Here is a 15184-nt window from a genome sequence, read left to right as displayed (position 1 = left end):
CCGTTTCTAACAGGCCAGATTCCGGCTATCTCCGAAACGGACAACGGAGACACGCCATGTATATTCCCCCGGCCTACAAGGACGACGACATCGAGAACATCCGCGCGACCATCCGCGGCGCCCGCCTCGCCAGTCTGGTGACGGCCACGGCCGAAGGCCCGGTCGCGACGCCGCTGCCGCTCTTCCTCGACGAGAGCGAAGGCGAGCACGGCGTGCTGTACGGGCATGTCGCCCAAGCCAACCCGCAATGGACGTTGCCGCCGATCGGCGATGCGCTCGCGATCTTCAATGGTCCCGACGCCTATGTGTCGCCGTCCTGGTATGCGACCAAGCAGGAGACCGAAAAGGTCGTGCCGACCTGGAATTACGTCGCCGTGCACGCCTATGGTCCGGTCGAATTCTTCCAGCAGCCCGAGCGCCTGCTCGACGTGGTGACGCGGCTGACCAACCGGCATGAAGGCGCGCGCGCCAAGCCGTGGGCCGTCACCGATGCCCCCGCCGATTTCATCGCCGCGCAATTGCGCGGGATCGTCGGCGTGCGCATTCCCGTCGTGCGGTTCGAGGGCAAGCGCAAGATGAGCCAGAACCGCCCCGAGGCCGACCGTGTCGGCGTCGCCCAAGGTCTCGCCGCAAGCGACAACCACGGCGATCGCGAAGCAGCGGCGCTGATCCCGATCTAGTCGTCGGCCAGCCTGCGCCGCCGCTGGGCGTATTCGGCCCCGAAACCAAGGCCCAGCGTCACGGAGATCAGCGAACCGAACAGCACGCCAAGCTTCGCTGCATCCAGCAGCCTGTCGTCGGTAAAGGCGAGCGTGGCGATGAAGATCGACATGGTGAAGCCGACGCCGGCCAGGAGCCCGATCAGACATACGCCGGACCACGTGACGTCCGGCGCCAGTCTGCACCAGCCGGTGCGCACGGCGAGCCAGGTCGCACCGATCACGCCGACCGGCTTGCCCGCGCACAGCGCCAGCGCGACGCCGAGCGTCACGAACTGCGCGCCGTCGGTGAGTTGCGTGCCGGTGAAATTGACGCCGGCATTCGCCAGCGCGAACAGCGGCATGATGGCGTAGGCGACCCAGGGATGCAGCGCCGTCTCCACACGGATGACGGGCGGCTCGATCTCGGGACGGGGCGACCGTACCGGTGTGATCAGGCCAAGCACCACGCCTGCGAGCGTCGGATGAACCCCTGCCACGAGAAAGCCCGCCCAGACGATGAAGGCTGGCGCGATGTAGGCATAAGCGGAGCCGAAACCGAGGCGCTGAAGGCCGAGCGCCATGACAACGCCGACTGCAGCAACGGCGAATCCGCCGGGATCGAGCCCGCCGGTGTAGAATAGCGCGATGATGAGCACCGCGATGATGTCGTCGATGATGGCAAGCGCTAGCAGAAAGACCCTGACATTGCCGGGAATCGATTTCCCGAGCAGCGCCAGGACCCCAACAGCGAATGCGATATCGGTCGCGGTCGGTATCGCCCAGCCATGGTCACGCCCCGCGGCAGCGTTGAGGCTCAGATAGACCAGCGCGGGAACGGCCACGCCGCCGCACGCCGCCAGCACGGGCAGAATGGCCTGATCGAACCTGCTGAGCGCGCCTTCGTGAATCTCGCGGCGGATCTCCATGCCGACGACGAGGAAGAACACCGTCATCAGCGCGTCGTTGATCCAGAAATGGAGGGATTTGACGAAGCTGAACTCGCCGAGGCGGAGCGGGATCAGCAGGTTCCAGAAATCATGATACGAATGGGCAAAAGGCGAATTGGCCCACAGCAATGCGGCCGCCGCAGCCGCGAGCAGCACGATGCCGCTGATCGCCTCGACATGGAGGAACTGCTGGAGCGTCGCGAGCGCGCGCTCGGCGAGAGATGGGGACTTCGAAAGGTGCCTACCGGGCAGCTGGTCGTTCATGGGCACGCGCATCCTGCGTGGCGGCCCGACCATCGCTTGACCTGTCGCTACCCCAATGCAGCGAGCACCCGAGTGCCGTTCTACACGGCGAACGGATCAAGGCAACCCTGCTTCCGCGCGCATCTGCTGCAAGCAATCGGCTGGAACCCTGATGCCGTGAGGATCGTTGGTGCACCTCACGACACTTTGCCGCACGGGAACCTCATGTGCCGCTGGATTGCATACCGGGGTGAGACCACCTCGTTCGAACCTTACGTCACCGAGCCCGAACATTCGCTGATCGCGCAGAGCATCCGCTCGCTCCAGTCGACGGCGGGCTCCAATGGCGACGGCTTCGGTCTCGGCTGGTATGGCGAGCATCCGGAGCCGGGCCTCTATCGCGAGACGCGCCCGGCCTGGTCGGATGAGAATCTGCGCTATCTCTGCCGGCATCTGCGCTCGCATCTGTTCTTTGCGCATGTGCGCGCCGCCACCGGCACCGCGGTGACGCGGCAGAACTGTCATCCCTTCGCCTGCGGCCAATGGATGTTCATGCACAACGGTTTCGTCGGCAGCTGGAATCGGCTGCGACGAAAAGTCGAGGCACTGATTCCTGACGCCTATTATCCCTCGCGGCTGGGCACGACCGATTCCGAGGCCGTGTTCCTCGCCATGATGGGCGCCGGGCTCGACAGCGATCCGCTCGGCGCGACGCAACGCGTGCTGCAATCGCTCGTCGGCCTTGTCAACGAGGGCCAGCTCCGCGAACGGCTGCGCTTCACCAGCGCCATTGCCAACGGCCGGGATCTCTATGCCTTCCGCGTCGCCCTCAACGATGCCGCCAACACACTTTACTATCGCGAGGCCGGCGGTCAGGTCATCGTCGTGTCCGAGCCGTTCGACAAGGAAACGGACTGGACCGAAGTGCCGGCGAATCACGCGCTGATCGCGCGCGCGTCCGAAAACGTGAAAATTGTTCCGTTCGACCTTGCAATTTCCGGTGGGTCCGAGGCGGAACCGGTTCCGGTCAGACGGATTATTGCCCGCAGGTAACCACTGCCGGGTGGCTCATGACATTTGCTTCAGACGTTTTGAAATTGCTTCGCCTCGATTCCTCCGAGGACAAACAGCACCTCGTCATTCGCTCCGCCGGCGGACGGGGCAAGGCGGCGGAATATTCATTCGGCATCGAGGAGGAATATTTTCTTGCCGATCGCCGGACGTTCGAGGTCGCAATCGAAACGCCCAACGCGTTGTTCGAATCCGCGAACTGGTCCACCGGCGGCCAGGCCATGCGCGAGATGTTGCAATCCCAGCTCGAGGTCGCGACCAACGTCCACGTCGATGTCAACGACGCGCGCGAGGAGCTTCGCTTCCTGCGCCGCGAGGTCGCCAACGTCGCCGCGCAATATGGCTTCGTCATCATGGCTTGCGGCACCCATCCGACCGCGGTCTGGCGCATGTCGCAGCCGAGCCCAAAGCCGCGCTACGAGGAGATGATCGAGGATCTGCGCAGCATCGGCCATCGCAACATGATGTGCGGCATGCATGTGCATGTTCAGCTGCCCGATCCCGAGAAGCGGATGGCGGTGATGCGCGCGATGCTGCCGCATCTGCCGCTGTTCATCGCGCTGGCGGCCTCCTCGCCGTTCTGGAACTCCCACAAGACCGGCCTGAAGGGTTACCGTCTCGCGGCCTATTCCGAGCTGCCGCGCACCGGAATGCCCGAACTGTTCGAGAACCGCCACGACTACGACGAATATATTGGCGCGCTGCAGCGCTCCGGCGTGATCCCCGATGAAAGCCACATCTGGTGGGCGATGCGCCCCTCCATGAAGCATCCGACGCTGGAGCTTCGCGCGCCCGACACCTGCACCTTCGTGGACGACGCCGTCGCGATTGCCTCGCTCTATCGCTGCCTGACGCGCCACCTTTATCTGCGTCCCCATCTGTCGAAAGAGGTCACTGCGGTCGAACGCGCGATCGCGGTCGAAAACAAATGGCGCGCCCAGCGCTACGGCACCGACTGCATCTTCGCGTCCAGGGAAGGGCCGGTCACGATCTCGGAGATGCTCTCCCGGATCATCGAGGACATCGCCGAGGATGCGGACGCGCTGGGGTGCACCGCCGAGGTCGAGCACTGCCGCACAATCGTGGAACGCGGCAGCTCGGCCGAATTCCAGCTCCGCGCCTACCGTGACAACGGCGACGACATCGCATCCGTGTCACGATGGATTGCTACATCCACGATATCAGGGACGAGCGCGCCGGTCGGGCGCAGCGTTCCGGCACCGTCATAGCGCCCGCACAAGCCTCGGGAACGATAAGTGCGTTGCCGAATGTGCCCAGCGCGGAAGGAAGAGCATGACCAACACCCATTGTTGCACCGGCTGTGGCCATGGCCTGGTCCCCATCCTGACCAGCAAAGGCGCGACGGAACTCTCCTGCCTCTGGTGCGAGAGCATCGACGTGCGGACAATGGACATGGCCAAGTGGGCGGACAGCCCAACAGGCAAGCCGGAGCGCGCGGCGATTCAGTCGTTCGACTGAACTTCAGACGTCCTGGGGAACTTCCGCGCGTCCTTTTGACAGCCCGGCTGCACATCTCCGACTGCGCTTGCCGCTAAATTAGACAAGAGGCGGCGTGCACGTCACATGGCGCGACTCGCGCGGGCGCGGGCCAGATCGGCGAAACCGCTCATCTAACCTCAGGGGCAACCTCGATTTTTCTGTCGCCACGTGCCGCCAGCGAGCAAGTGTGCCGCTCCGGGTTCCAACTGGCCCAAAATTCGCAAGACAGAAACAGGCCTGATCCCTGCCCTCTCATGATTTGGAGCAGCGAATTGCGTGCGCCCGGCTCCGGGATCAACGGCCGAGAATCGGAGAATGCCATGAACGTGCATGCTGCCGGCGATCTCAAATTCACCGGCCTCACCCGTCCGAACGGCGCGCCCCTTCGCCTCAACGATCAGGATTTCGTCGCGATCGATCGCGACAAGAACGCGAAGTATGAAGCGACCTACCGGCCGCAAGCCCTCTACAACCGTGCCAATGAGGGCTTTCACGCCAACAACGAAACCTTCCTGCTGCATGAAGTCGCGACCAACCTGCCGATCTATCGCCCTGACACCGGACCCACCGATTTCCATCTGCATCTGCCGCCCGGCGGCTTTCAGCTCGTGCTGGTCACCTCTGGCGCGTTCACGTTCGACTATGACGGGCGCTTCTACAATGTCGGCCCCGGCGCGGTGATGCTGCAAAGCGCGATCGTCCATCGCCAGCTGTTCTACACCTGGTCGGGCCTGTCGACCGAAGAGAACCTGAAGACGCCGCAGACGGTGGTGCCCGATCCGATCTCCATGGGCTATTCGGGCAAATTCCTCGAAGCCTTCATCACCGATCCCACCACCTTTCCGAACCCGACCATCGTCGGTCCGGACCAGATCAACGAAGCCGAGACGCCGCGCGTGGCCTGGCGCCATCCGCTGCATGATCGCCCCGCCGATGCCGGCTTCTGGCTTCAGGACCCCCTGGCGCTGGATGCGCTGTTCAAGCCGCTCGCCGACAGCCCGGTCAAATCGGCGATGCCGGTTTACGTGCGCGATATCGGCATCGAGATTCCGAGCGGGCACCTCGTCGCCGGCCACATCATCGCAACCGATCCGCGTGGCCAATCATTGCTGCCGAAGAGCACGTCGACAGCCGCAGACCCCGCCTGCCTGGCCAAGGGCGAGGTCGCGATCTATCGCGTCGTTCGCGGCACGGCGGAATTCAGGAAGACGACCGGCGAGTCCTTCGAGCTTGCGGCCGGCGACGTGGTGACGGCGGGCAAGAACGCGATCAGCCTCATCGGAATCGGCGAGAACACGCAGGTGCTCCGGCTCGGCCTGCTCAAGGGCATGAACGAGCTGCGCGGCTGGACGCCGACACAGCGCGACGAGATCGACGGCCTCGCCAGCCAGATCATCACGCACAAGGACGTGCGTCCCCTGCGCACCGAAGGCCGGCCGGTCGGATATCTGTACGCGTAGCTACACAAAAACGGCCCGCCGAGGCGGGCCGTCGAAACCTCATCCAGGCGCAACGATCAGCAGCGCTTTCGCCCCTACGTTTCGCGCGTCGCTCAGGTCCTGAAGAATATCATCCACGGGACCGCCATGATCACAACCACGAGTCCCACGCTGACGCCCAGCAGTATCAAGACGCTCGGGCCGGATTCGCCTTGCCGCGCTTCGAGCGCGGTCTCAACGATACGTCCGCTCTTGTCCTTATCCATCACCCTGGTCCTGCATTCCAGAGATCAGTTTGACGGATAGCGAAGCCGTCGTTGCTGGGCGAAAGCAGCGCGAGGATTGATGCCGCACCCGGCAAGGCGACCAGATGCCGATGCCATGCATTGGGCCCGCGTCTGATAGCTGCAATCGCCGGGATAGCCCGTCTGCCGTCCTTGCAGACACCAGCGATATTCCTGCGCATCCGCAGGGGCCGCGCCCGCGAACATGCTCGTCCCGGCAGTCAGAGCCATCAAGATGAGAAGCTTGCGCAAGGTCGTCTCCCGTTGTTCAGGTCGAATTGTCATGAGGTTTCAATCGGACCCTGCGAGGTTCGTTCCTATTCGCGGAACGAATGATCCGAGGCTCTTGAACAAGGCGCACCGCACCAAGATGGCTGGCTATGTCAACGCGTGCCCGACCTCTCCGGTCCGCCCCCTCGCGGTATAAGCAACAACGCGACGGCCGCACGGGGCCGGCGGCGCTGCCGACTGCATCGATGGGGGTTAGGAACATCGCCCCCTCCTTCCGGTTGCGTCCGCACGACATGACTCGAGAATGCGCATGTTGTCCCCAAAATGGAGATTTGACCATGCGTGCACTCTGTTGGCACGGCAAAGGCGACGTCCGGGTGGACACGGTTCCGGACCCCAAGATCCAGCATCCGCGCGATGCAATCATTAAAATAAGCGCCTGCGCGATTTGCGGCTCGGACCTGCATCTCTTTGACGGTTACCAGCCGACGATGGAGAGCGGTGATATCCTCGGGCATGAGAACATGGGCGAGGTGATCGAACTGGGCTCGGAAGTCAGGAATCTGAAGATCGGCGACCGCGTGGTTGTTCCCTTCACGATCAGCTGCGGCGATTGCTGGTTCTGCCAGCAAGGGCTGTTTTCCTGCTGCGACCGGACCAATCCGAACGCGGAGATCGCGGCCAAGGCGATGGGCCAATCACCGGCCGGGCTTTTTGGCTTCAGCCATATGCTGGGCGGCTATTCGGGCGGACAGGCCGAGTACCTGCGCGTACCCATGGCCGATATCGGGCCGATCAAGATTCCCGACAGCATCACGGATGAGCAGGCACTGTTCCTGTCCGACATCTTCCCGACCGGCTACATGGCTGCCGTCAATGCGCAGATCGAACCGGGTGACACCGTCGCTATCTGGGGATGCGGTCCCGTCGGCCAGTTTGCCATTCGCTCCGCGCTCATGCTGGGAGCTGGACGCGTCATCGCCATTGACGAAGTGCCGGAGCGCCTCGAAATGGCCGAAGCCGGCGGTGCCGAAATCATCGATTTCTCAAAGGCCGACGTCCATGAGGAATTGATGCGACGAACCAACAAGCGCGGTCCGGACAGCTGCATCGATGCGGTGGGCTGCGAAGCATCGGGCCACGGCGCGGCAGACGCGGTGCTCGACAAGGTCAAGGCCGCGACGTTCCTGGCCACGGATCGCGTCCACGTTCTGCGCCAGGCCATCATGGCGTGTCGCAAGGCGGGCACCGTCTCGATCCCGGGCGTCTATGTCGGAATGGGCGACAAGATTCCGCTCGGCGCCGCCATGAACAAGGGGCTGACGATCAAAACCGGCCAGACCCACGTCCAGGCATACACCAAGCCACTGCTCGCCAAGATCGTTGCGGGCGAGATCGATCCCAGCTTTGTGGTGACACATCCGGCCAGCCTCGAAGACGCGCCCGAGATGTATCAAAAATTTCGCGACAAGGAAGCCGGCGTCATCAAGGTTGTGATGCGACCAGGGCGCTAATCCGGAAGCCTCTCTTCCCTCATCTCAACAGCTGCCTCGGGTCAGCGAAAGTGTCACATGCGCATACTGAAAAAACGTTCGCCATCGCTAGCGACTATAGCCCTCCGTGCTTTCGCGGAATATCCGGTCGCTTCTGCCCTCGTCGCGACTGCCGGCCTGATGGCCGCAGCTGCTGTCGTTAATCGGCGGCTTGCCGACAAGGCGCAACGCGATAATCCGCCGCAAGGTCGCTTCATCGACATCGACGGCGTTCGCCTGCACTACGTGGAGCGCGGCTCCGGGCGCCCGCTGGTCCTGCTCCACGGCAATGGCAGCATGATCCAGGATTTCGAATCAAGTGGCCTGATCGATCTCGCGGCCAAGGACTATCGCGTGATTGTATTCGACCGTCCCGGCTTCGGCTACAGCCCGAGGCCACGCAACGTGGTGTGGACGCCTGCAGCCCAGGCCGATCTCTTTAAGGACGCCCTTGCGCATCTTGGTGTCGACAAGGCGATCGTGCTCGGACATTCCTGGGGTGCTTCGGTTGCGGTCGCCTTGGCAAGCAGGCACCCCTCATTGGTCGAGGCCTTGATACTTGCATCCGGCTATTATTTCCCGACAGCCCGCACCGACGCGATGATGGCGATGGCCGGCCCGGCGATTCCAGGGTTTGGCGACATCCTCAGTCACACGATCTCCCCGATCCTCAGCCGCCTGATGTGGCCAGCGATGCTGCGACAGCTGTTCGGACCCAAATCCGTCCCGCAAAAATTCGACGGTTTCCCCAAGTCCCTGGCCGTGCGTCCATCGCAGCTTCGTGCGGGTGCGGCCGAGGCAGCGTTGATGGTCCCGTCTGCAATGCTGTCCGCGAAGACCTACGGCGAACTGGCCATGCCGGTCACTATCATGGCGGGCGAGGACGATCGCCTCATCGACATTGACGAACAGTCCGGCAGGCTGCATGGCGAGATCAAGCACAGCAAAATGCGTCGCGTCCCCCATGCGGGTCACATGATCCAGCAATCGGACACCGCCGATTTGATGGCCGCGGTCGACGAGGCCGCGGCGGAAACGCTGCACTGATTTGACAATGTGTGAGACGGTCGGAAGGAACGAATATGACCACGAAGATCAACGAGCATACGTGCCCGGCCTGTAAAGGAACGGGTTTTCCCAAATCCATGGAGCCGGCTTACCCCGGCCGCAAAATCTATCCCGTCAAATGCGAGGCCTGCCAAGGCAAGGGCAAGGTCACGGATATCAGGTGACGTACTCTCAGTGCTTTGATCTCTCGATCTCAAACGCGAACTTGACCTGCATCACAGCGCCGGTGGCATCCCGAACCTCAATTGCCATGTCGCGCTTGTCCAGGGTCGCGGCGGGATCATAGACCGCATCCCGCGCCAAATCAGCCAGGGACTTGGCGGCTTCTGCTTGCGCGGCCTGCAAACTCGGAAGCTCCAATCCTTCTTCATCAACGGCCAAGACGCCGCCGTCAAGCAAGTCGAAATAGTACCGCGGCATCGCTTCGCACTCCAATGAATGCCAAGCGACGGTTCACGCGCATGTTCCTAAACTAGAGGCGCCCGGCGAGAGCCATCGCAGAACGCACGTTGCGGCAAAACAAGTTCGACGAGTGCGTCCCTACTCCGCCGCCTGACGCACGTGGCGCGCGGTGGGGGTGCGCATGGTGACGAGCTCTTCGGCCGCGGTCGGATGCAGCGCGATCGTCGCGTCGAAATCGGCCTTGGTCGCTTTCATCTTGACCGCGATCGCGACCACCTGGGTGACCTCGGCAGCGCAATCGCCGACGATGTGGCAGCCGAGCACGCGATCGGTCGAACCGTCCACGACGAGCTTCATCAGCACGCGGGTATCGCGGCCGGACATCGTCGCCTTGATGGGACGGAACGACGTCTTGTAGATGTCGACGTGGCTGAATTGCGCGCGCGCCTCGGTTTCGGTCAAACCGACCGTGCCGACCTCCGGCTGCGAGAACACCGCGGTCGGAATGTGCGAATGATCGACCTGCACCTCGCGCTTGCCGAACACGGTGTCGGCGAAGGCGTGGCCCTCGCGGATCGCGACCGGCGTCAGGTTGAAGCGATGGGTGACATCGCCGATCGCATAGATGCTGTCGACCGAGCTCTTCGAGAAATGGTCGACCGCGATGCCGCCATTCCTGGGATTGATGGCAACGCCGGCCTTCTCGAGGCCGAGATTGGCCACCGCCGGATGGCGGCCGATCGCGAACATCACCTGGTCGGAGGCGATGCTCGATCCGTTCGACAGATGCGTGGTGAACTCCTCGCCGTGGCGATCGATCTTCGCCACCGTGCAGCCGGTGAGAATGGTGATGCCCTGCTTCTCCATCTCAGCTCGGACATGGGCGCGGACATCCTCGTCAAAGCCGCGCAGGATGTTGTCGCCGCGATAGATCACGGTAACGTCGGAGCCGAAGCCCGCGAAGATGCCGGCGAACTCCAATGCGATATAGCCGCCGCCCTGGATCACGATCCGCTTCGGCAGCTTCTTCAGGTGAAACGCCTCGTTGGAGGAGATCACGTGCTCGATGCCGGGGATGGAGGCACCGTGATTGGGCGCGCCCCCGGTGGCGATGAGGATGTACTTGGCGGTAACCTTCCGGTCGTTCTCGAGCAGGCGGACGGTGTGCTTGTCCTCGATCACCGCGCGGCTCTTGACGACCTGCGCGCCCGACTTCTCGACGTTCGTCGTGTAGATCGCCTCGAGCCGGGCGATCTCCTTGTCCTTGTTGGCGATCAGCGTTGGCCAGTCGAAGCTGGCGGGCGGAACGGTCCAGCCGAAGCCGGCGGCATCCTCGAATTCGTGACGGTAGTGAGAGCCGATCACGAACAGCTTCTTCGGCACGCAGCCGCGGATCACGCAGGTGCCGCCCATGCGGTACTCTTCCGCGATCATCACGCGGGCGCCGTAGCCGGCCGCGATGCGGGCGGCGCGCACACCGCCCGAACCACCACCGATGACAAAGAGGTCGACGTCGAATTCAGCCATTGTCCACTCCGACCTCTTTCAGGAACTCCCTGGCAGATAGGGACTGTCAGATTTCCTTGCCACGCTTGCGCATCTCGGCGCGGAAATTGCCCATCACGGTCTCGGAGAAGTTCTGGGCCCAGGAGTTCATGAAGGCCATGCTCAGGCCGATCGCGCGCGGCTCGGCGTCGATCAGCTTCCTGCCCAGCGGCGATTTGTAGAACACGACGAGATCCTTCAGCTCCTGCTCGGTGAACTCGCTGGCATAGATCTGCGCCATGCCATCGCCGATCTCGTTCTGGCGGCCGTTGAGCTGCTGGGCAACGACCTGGGCGACCTCGTTGAGGTCCTTCTGGTAGTTGAGGTTCTGCTGGATCAGCGCAATCTTGGTCTTCTCGACCAGGCCGGGCACGGCGCCCTGATACATCGCCGTCGCGTTCTTGATCTGCAGAATCTCCCTGGCCGCAGCAACCGCAGCCGGCGAAGCTTTCGGCTGGGCCGGCGCCGCAGCGGCCTTGGGGGCCGGAGCCGGCTGCTGCGCGACGGCCGGGAAGGCCAATCCCACAACGAGGGTCGCGGCCGGCAACAATTTCAAAACGCTCTTCATTCCTAGTCTCCTTTCGGCTTGCGCCGTTCAATCACGCGGATTCCCTCGCCGCCCGCCAAAACAGCCGAGCTGGCCAAACCGACGAACAACCCATGCTCGACCACGCCGGGGATCGTGCTCAACGCCCTGGCGAGGCCGGGCGGATCCTGGATGCGTCCGAGCTGGGCATCGAGAATCCAGTGGCCGCCATCGGTGACGAAAACGTGGCCGTCCTTGTCCCCGCCCTTCGCCTTGCGCACCGCCATTTGCCCTGAAACGCTGCATTGGGCAAACGCCTTCTCGATCGCGCGGCGCGTTGCGCCAAGCCCGAACGGGATGACCTCGATCGGCAACGGAAACTTGCCGAGCGTCGGCACCCATTTGCTGTCGTCGGCAATCACGATCATGCGATCCGAGGCGGCCGCTACGATCTTCTCGCGCAGCAGCGCACCGCCGCCGCCCTTGATCAGGTTGAAGTCCGGATCGATCTCGTCGGCGCCGTCGACGGTAAGGTCGAGATGGTCGATCTCGTCCAGCGTCGTCAATGGCACGCCGCAACGGATCGCATCGAGACGCGTCGCCTCGGAGGTCGGCACGCCGATCACCTTCAGCCCGGCGGCCACGCGCTCACCGAGCAGCTCGACGAAATGCTTTGCGGTCGAGCCGGTGCCGAGCCCGAGCTGCATGCCGTCACGGACGTCCTCGAGGGCGCGCGCCGCAGCCTGCCGCTTCAACTGGTCCATGTTCACGATGCGCCCGCCCCTGAATTGAGAATGTGCCGCCGATAGGTTGCTTGCGGCGGCCTGTGTAGCCTCGTTTTCCCTCGGAGAACAGGCTTCTGCGGAACAGACCTCCCGGCCGATGTTATAAGGTGAACTTATGGCTTCGGCCCTTGCGCCGGTCCGGCCGGCCCGATAGCGCTGGGACCATGACCTCCGCCAAAAAGCCCCCCTACACCCTCGTCTTCGATCTCGACGGCACGCTTGTCGATACGGCGCCCGACCTGATCACCGCGCTGAATTACGTGCTCGACCGCGAGGGGTTGCCGCCCGTGCCGATGGCCTCGGCCCGCAACATGATCGGCGCCGGCGCCCGCAAGCTGATCGAACGGGGACTGGAGGCCGAAGGCCGCACCGTCACGCTGGCCGACATGGACCGGATGACGGCGGATTTCATCGCCTATTACGCCGACCATATCGCGGTCGAATCCCGGCCCTTCGAGGGGCTCCTGGACGCGCTCGACCTGTTTGCCGCCCAGGGCCACCGGCTGGCGGTCTGCACCAACAAGCTGGAATGGCTGTCCAAGCGGCTGCTGGACCAGCTCGAACTGACCCGGCGCTTCGCCGCGATCTGCGGCGCCGACACATTTGGCGTCCAGAAGCCCGATCCGACCATTTTCCGCGAGACTGTGGCGCGCGCCGGCGGCGACGTGAAGGCCAGCATCATGGTCGGCGATGCCGGAACCGATGTCGGCGTGGCCCGCCGCGCCGGTGTGCCCGTGATCGGGGTCAGCTTCGGCTACACCGACGTGCCGATCGCCGATCTGAAACCGGACCGGCTGATCCATCACATGCGCGACCTGCCGGCCGCGGCCGACAGCCTGATGTCGGCCTAGGCGTCCGCAAGCTTCTGACTTAGCTGGACTATTTATCGGAACCCTGCGTTAACCATCTATTATCTATGCGCCGCGCGCCGGTTGCCTGCCCGAAACGACACTCCTATGGTCCGGCCGGGGATGTGGCGGTTCGTCGCAGTAGAAGTGGATGGTCATGCGTCGTGTCATCGCGATTGCGTTAGCGGGGGCGAGCCTCCTGGGAGCTACCAGCCTTGGTGGCTGCTCCTCGATGTCCTGGGACATGTTCAAATCGGCCCCGCCGACCGTCCAGGTCCGGCTCGAATCCAATCCCCCCGGCGCTGACGCCACGACCTCGCTGGGTGCGGGCTGCAAGACGCCCTGCTCCGTCTCGATTCCAGCTCCCGACGCCCCGTTCACGGTCGCCTTCGCGCTGCCCAAATACCAGCCGGTCAGCGTGCCCGTGAATGTGATCAAGAATCCTGGCGACCTGACCACGTCTGCGACCGTGACCACCGACCCTAGCCCGGTGTTCGCGGAGCTTCAGCCGGCCGGCCCGCCAAAGCCTGTCAGGAAGCCGCACCGGCCGAGGAAGCCGAAACCGGCCGCAGCTGCGCCTGCTGCAGCGCCCACGGCAGCCGCACCGGCCACTGCCGCGGGCTCGCCATTCCCCGATCCGAACGCGGGCAAGCGCTGACTTACGTATACCACCCGATTGTCCTGACCGCGTCCGGTGCTTAGATTGCTTCCAGAGCACCGTTGACGCAAAGGTGCACCCGTCGCCGTAAGTGACAAAGCAGTTGGCAAGGCAGTTGGTATGAACGGACACTCCGCGAGCCCCCTCGCCCAGGCGAGCCCCCGCGCCGCGCTATCGAGCGCGATGACCGATCCGTTCGGGCGGACCATCTCCTATTTGCGGGTCTCCGTCACCGACCGCTGCGATCTGCGCTGCTTCTACTGCATGTCGGAAGACATGACGTTCCTGCCCAAGGCGGACCTCTTGACGCTGGAGGAGCTCGACCGCCTCTGCTCCGCCTTCATCGCCAAGGGCGTCAAGAAGCTGCGCCTCACCGGCGGCGAGCCGCTGGTCCGTCGCAACGTCATGACGCTGGTGCGCTCGCTGTCGCGCCATCTTGAGAGCGGCGCGCTGGGCGAGCTGACGCTGACCACCAACGGCACCCAGCTCGCGAAACACGCAAGCGAGCTCGCCGATTGCGGCGTCCGCCGCATCAACGTCTCGCTCGACACGCTCGATCCCAGGAAATTCCGCGAGATCACCCGCTGGGGCGAGATCGACAAGGTGCTGGAAGGCATCGAAGCCGCGCGTGCCGCGGGGCTTTACGTCAAGATCAACGCGGTCGCGCTGAAGAACCTCAACGAGGACGAGTTGCCCGCGCTGATGCGCTGGGCGCACGGCAAGGGCATGGGCCTGACGCTGATCGAGGTGATGCCGATGGGCGAAATCGGCGCGGGCCGCATCGACCAGTACCTGCCGCTGTCGCTGGTGCGCGCGCGCCTCGCCCAGCAATTCACGCTGACCGATCTGGCCGAGAGCACCGGCGGGCCGGCGCGCTATGTCAGCGTCGCCGAAACCGGCGGCAAGCTCGGCTTCATCACGCCGATGACCCATAATTTCTGCGAATCCTGCAACCGGGTGCGCATCACCTGCACGGGCACGCTGCACACCTGCCTCGGCCACGAGGATGCTTCAGATTTGCGCAAACCCCTGCGTGCATCCGACGACGACATGCTGCTTGCGGATGCGATCGACCGCGCCATCGGGCTAAAGCCCAAGGGCCACGATTTCATCATCGACCGCCGCCACAACCGGCCCAGCGTCTCCAGGCACATGAGCGTCACCGGCGGCTGAGAGATTCGCAGCACTGCCGCTTATCTAAGCTTTTGACGGAACGTCAATTTGCCCATTTTCCGATTGACGCCGCACAAGCCCGCTGGTTTGGTGCGACCGCCTTTGCTTGCCCGGCAGCAATAAGCCGGCCCGCCCCTTCGGCGGTCGCGGTCAAGACGGCAGGGCACGAGGGGAGGACTGACGCCGCAATCGCTTTCGGAAAACAATCCGTATGGCCGCGTGCAGCTTGCA

General features: G+C 63.7%; 18 protein-coding genes. 11 read left to right on the top strand and 7 right to left on the bottom strand.

Annotation, left to right across the window (positions count from 1 at the left end):
- Nucleotides 1–56 precede the first annotated feature (56 nt).
- Complete coding sequence (locus AB7532_RS13550) at nt 57–680, top strand: FMN-binding negative transcriptional regulator (RefSeq protein ID WP_441235281.1); 624 nt, start codon at nt 57–59, stop codon at nt 678–680.
- On the opposite strand, the gene nhaA is transcribed toward AB7532_RS13550, so the two are convergent.
- Nucleotides 677–1912, bottom strand: coding sequence for a Na+/H+ antiporter NhaA (nhaA, locus tag AB7532_RS13545; protein ID WP_441235280.1), 1236 nt, complete (start codon nt 1910–1912; stop codon nt 677–679). The genes AB7532_RS13550 and nhaA overlap by 4 nt on opposite strands.
- Nucleotides 1913–2116: 204 nt before the next feature.
- On the opposite strand from nhaA, the gene AB7532_RS13540 reads away from it, so the two are divergent.
- From AB7532_RS13540 to AB7532_RS13525, 4 genes are all read left to right on the top strand, one after another.
- Nucleotides 2117–2944, top strand: coding sequence for a class II glutamine amidotransferase (locus tag AB7532_RS13540; protein ID WP_441235279.1), 828 nt, complete (start codon nt 2117–2119; stop codon nt 2942–2944).
- A gap of 17 nt (nt 2945–2961) precedes the next feature.
- On the top strand, nt 2962–4191 hold the full coding sequence (locus tag AB7532_RS13535) for a carboxylate-amine ligase (RefSeq protein ID WP_441235278.1): 1230 nt from the start codon (nt 2962–2964) through the stop codon (nt 4189–4191).
- Nucleotides 4192–4255: 64 nt separating this feature from the next.
- Nucleotides 4256–4441 (top strand): hypothetical protein, encoded by a 186-nt coding sequence (locus AB7532_RS13530; protein WP_441235277.1) that lies wholly within the window; start codon nt 4256–4258, stop codon nt 4439–4441.
- A 341-nt stretch (nt 4442–4782) separates the two neighbouring features.
- A complete protein-coding gene (locus AB7532_RS13525) occupies nt 4783–5922 on the top strand; it encodes a hypothetical protein (RefSeq protein ID WP_441235276.1) in 1140 nt (379 codons plus the stop codon).
- 92 nt (nt 5923–6014) lie between these two features.
- Here the strand turns inward: AB7532_RS13525 and AB7532_RS13520 are convergent, their stop codons facing one another.
- Both AB7532_RS13520 and AB7532_RS13515 read right to left on the bottom strand, forming a co-directional pair.
- Nucleotides 6015–6167 (bottom strand): hypothetical protein, encoded by a 153-nt coding sequence (locus tag AB7532_RS13520; RefSeq protein ID WP_441235275.1) that lies wholly within the window; start codon nt 6165–6167, stop codon nt 6015–6017.
- Between the two features lie 24 nt (nt 6168–6191).
- Nucleotides 6192–6416, bottom strand: a complete 225-nt coding sequence (locus tag AB7532_RS13515) for a DUF3551 domain-containing protein (RefSeq protein WP_441239266.1) — start codon at nt 6414–6416, stop codon at nt 6192–6194.
- A 338-nt stretch (nt 6417–6754) separates the two neighbouring features.
- Between AB7532_RS13515 and AB7532_RS13510 the strand changes: the two genes are divergently transcribed.
- From AB7532_RS13510 to AB7532_RS13500, 3 genes are read left to right on the top strand one after another with little or no spacing between them, the layout of a single operon-like run.
- Entirely contained in the window at nt 6755–7930 is a 1176-nt protein-coding gene (locus AB7532_RS13510; RefSeq protein WP_441239265.1) for a zinc-dependent alcohol dehydrogenase, read from the top strand.
- A 57-nt stretch (nt 7931–7987) separates the two neighbouring features.
- Complete coding sequence (locus AB7532_RS13505; RefSeq protein WP_441235274.1) at nt 7988–8995, top strand: alpha/beta fold hydrolase; 1008 nt, start codon at nt 7988–7990, stop codon at nt 8993–8995.
- A gap of 35 nt (nt 8996–9030) precedes the next feature.
- Nucleotides 9031–9180 (top strand): hypothetical protein, encoded by a 150-nt coding sequence (locus AB7532_RS13500; protein ID WP_441235273.1) that lies wholly within the window; start codon nt 9031–9033, stop codon nt 9178–9180.
- Between the two features lie 7 nt (nt 9181–9187).
- On the opposite strand, the gene AB7532_RS13495 is transcribed toward AB7532_RS13500, so the two are convergent.
- From AB7532_RS13495 to rpiA, 4 genes are all read right to left on the bottom strand, one after another.
- A complete protein-coding gene (locus AB7532_RS13495) occupies nt 9188–9436 on the bottom strand; it encodes a DUF6894 family protein (RefSeq protein WP_441235272.1) in 249 nt (82 codons plus the stop codon).
- A 120-nt stretch (nt 9437–9556) separates the two neighbouring features.
- On the bottom strand, nt 9557–10945 hold the full coding sequence (gene gor / locus AB7532_RS13490; RefSeq protein WP_441235271.1) for a glutathione-disulfide reductase: 1389 nt from the start codon (nt 10943–10945) through the stop codon (nt 9557–9559).
- 46 nt (nt 10946–10991) lie between these two features.
- Entirely contained in the window at nt 10992–11531 is a 540-nt protein-coding gene (locus AB7532_RS13485; RefSeq protein WP_441235270.1) for a DUF2059 domain-containing protein, read from the bottom strand.
- A 2-nt stretch (nt 11532–11533) separates the two neighbouring features.
- Complete coding sequence (gene rpiA / locus AB7532_RS13480) at nt 11534–12259, bottom strand: ribose-5-phosphate isomerase RpiA (RefSeq protein WP_441235269.1); 726 nt, start codon at nt 12257–12259, stop codon at nt 11534–11536.
- A 179-nt stretch (nt 12260–12438) separates the two neighbouring features.
- Between rpiA and AB7532_RS13475 the strand changes: the two genes are divergently transcribed.
- The 3 genes from AB7532_RS13475 to moaA all read left to right on the top strand — a co-directional run bounded on the left by AB7532_RS13475 (nt 12439) and on the right by moaA (nt 14953).
- On the top strand, nt 12439–13125 hold the full coding sequence (locus tag AB7532_RS13475; RefSeq protein WP_441235268.1) for an HAD-IA family hydrolase: 687 nt from the start codon (nt 12439–12441) through the stop codon (nt 13123–13125).
- 154 nt (nt 13126–13279) lie between these two features.
- Nucleotides 13280–13780, top strand: a complete 501-nt coding sequence (locus tag AB7532_RS13470; protein ID WP_441235267.1) for a hypothetical protein — start codon at nt 13280–13282, stop codon at nt 13778–13780.
- Nucleotides 13781–13900: 120 nt separating this feature from the next.
- Nucleotides 13901–14953: a GTP 3',8-cyclase MoaA gene (moaA, locus tag AB7532_RS13465; RefSeq protein ID WP_441235266.1), complete on the top strand. Its 1053-nt coding sequence runs from the start codon at nt 13901–13903 to the stop codon at nt 14951–14953.
- Nucleotides 14954–15184: the final 231 nt, after the last annotated feature.

The organism is Bradyrhizobium sp. 930_D9_N1_4 (genome assembly GCF_052076015.1).
In the GTDB taxonomy this organism is placed as follows: Bacteria; Pseudomonadota; Alphaproteobacteria; order Rhizobiales; family Xanthobacteraceae; genus Bradyrhizobium.
The sequence above is the reverse complement of the archived record's forward strand: the minus strand, read 5'-3'. Positions and strand labels throughout refer to the sequence as shown.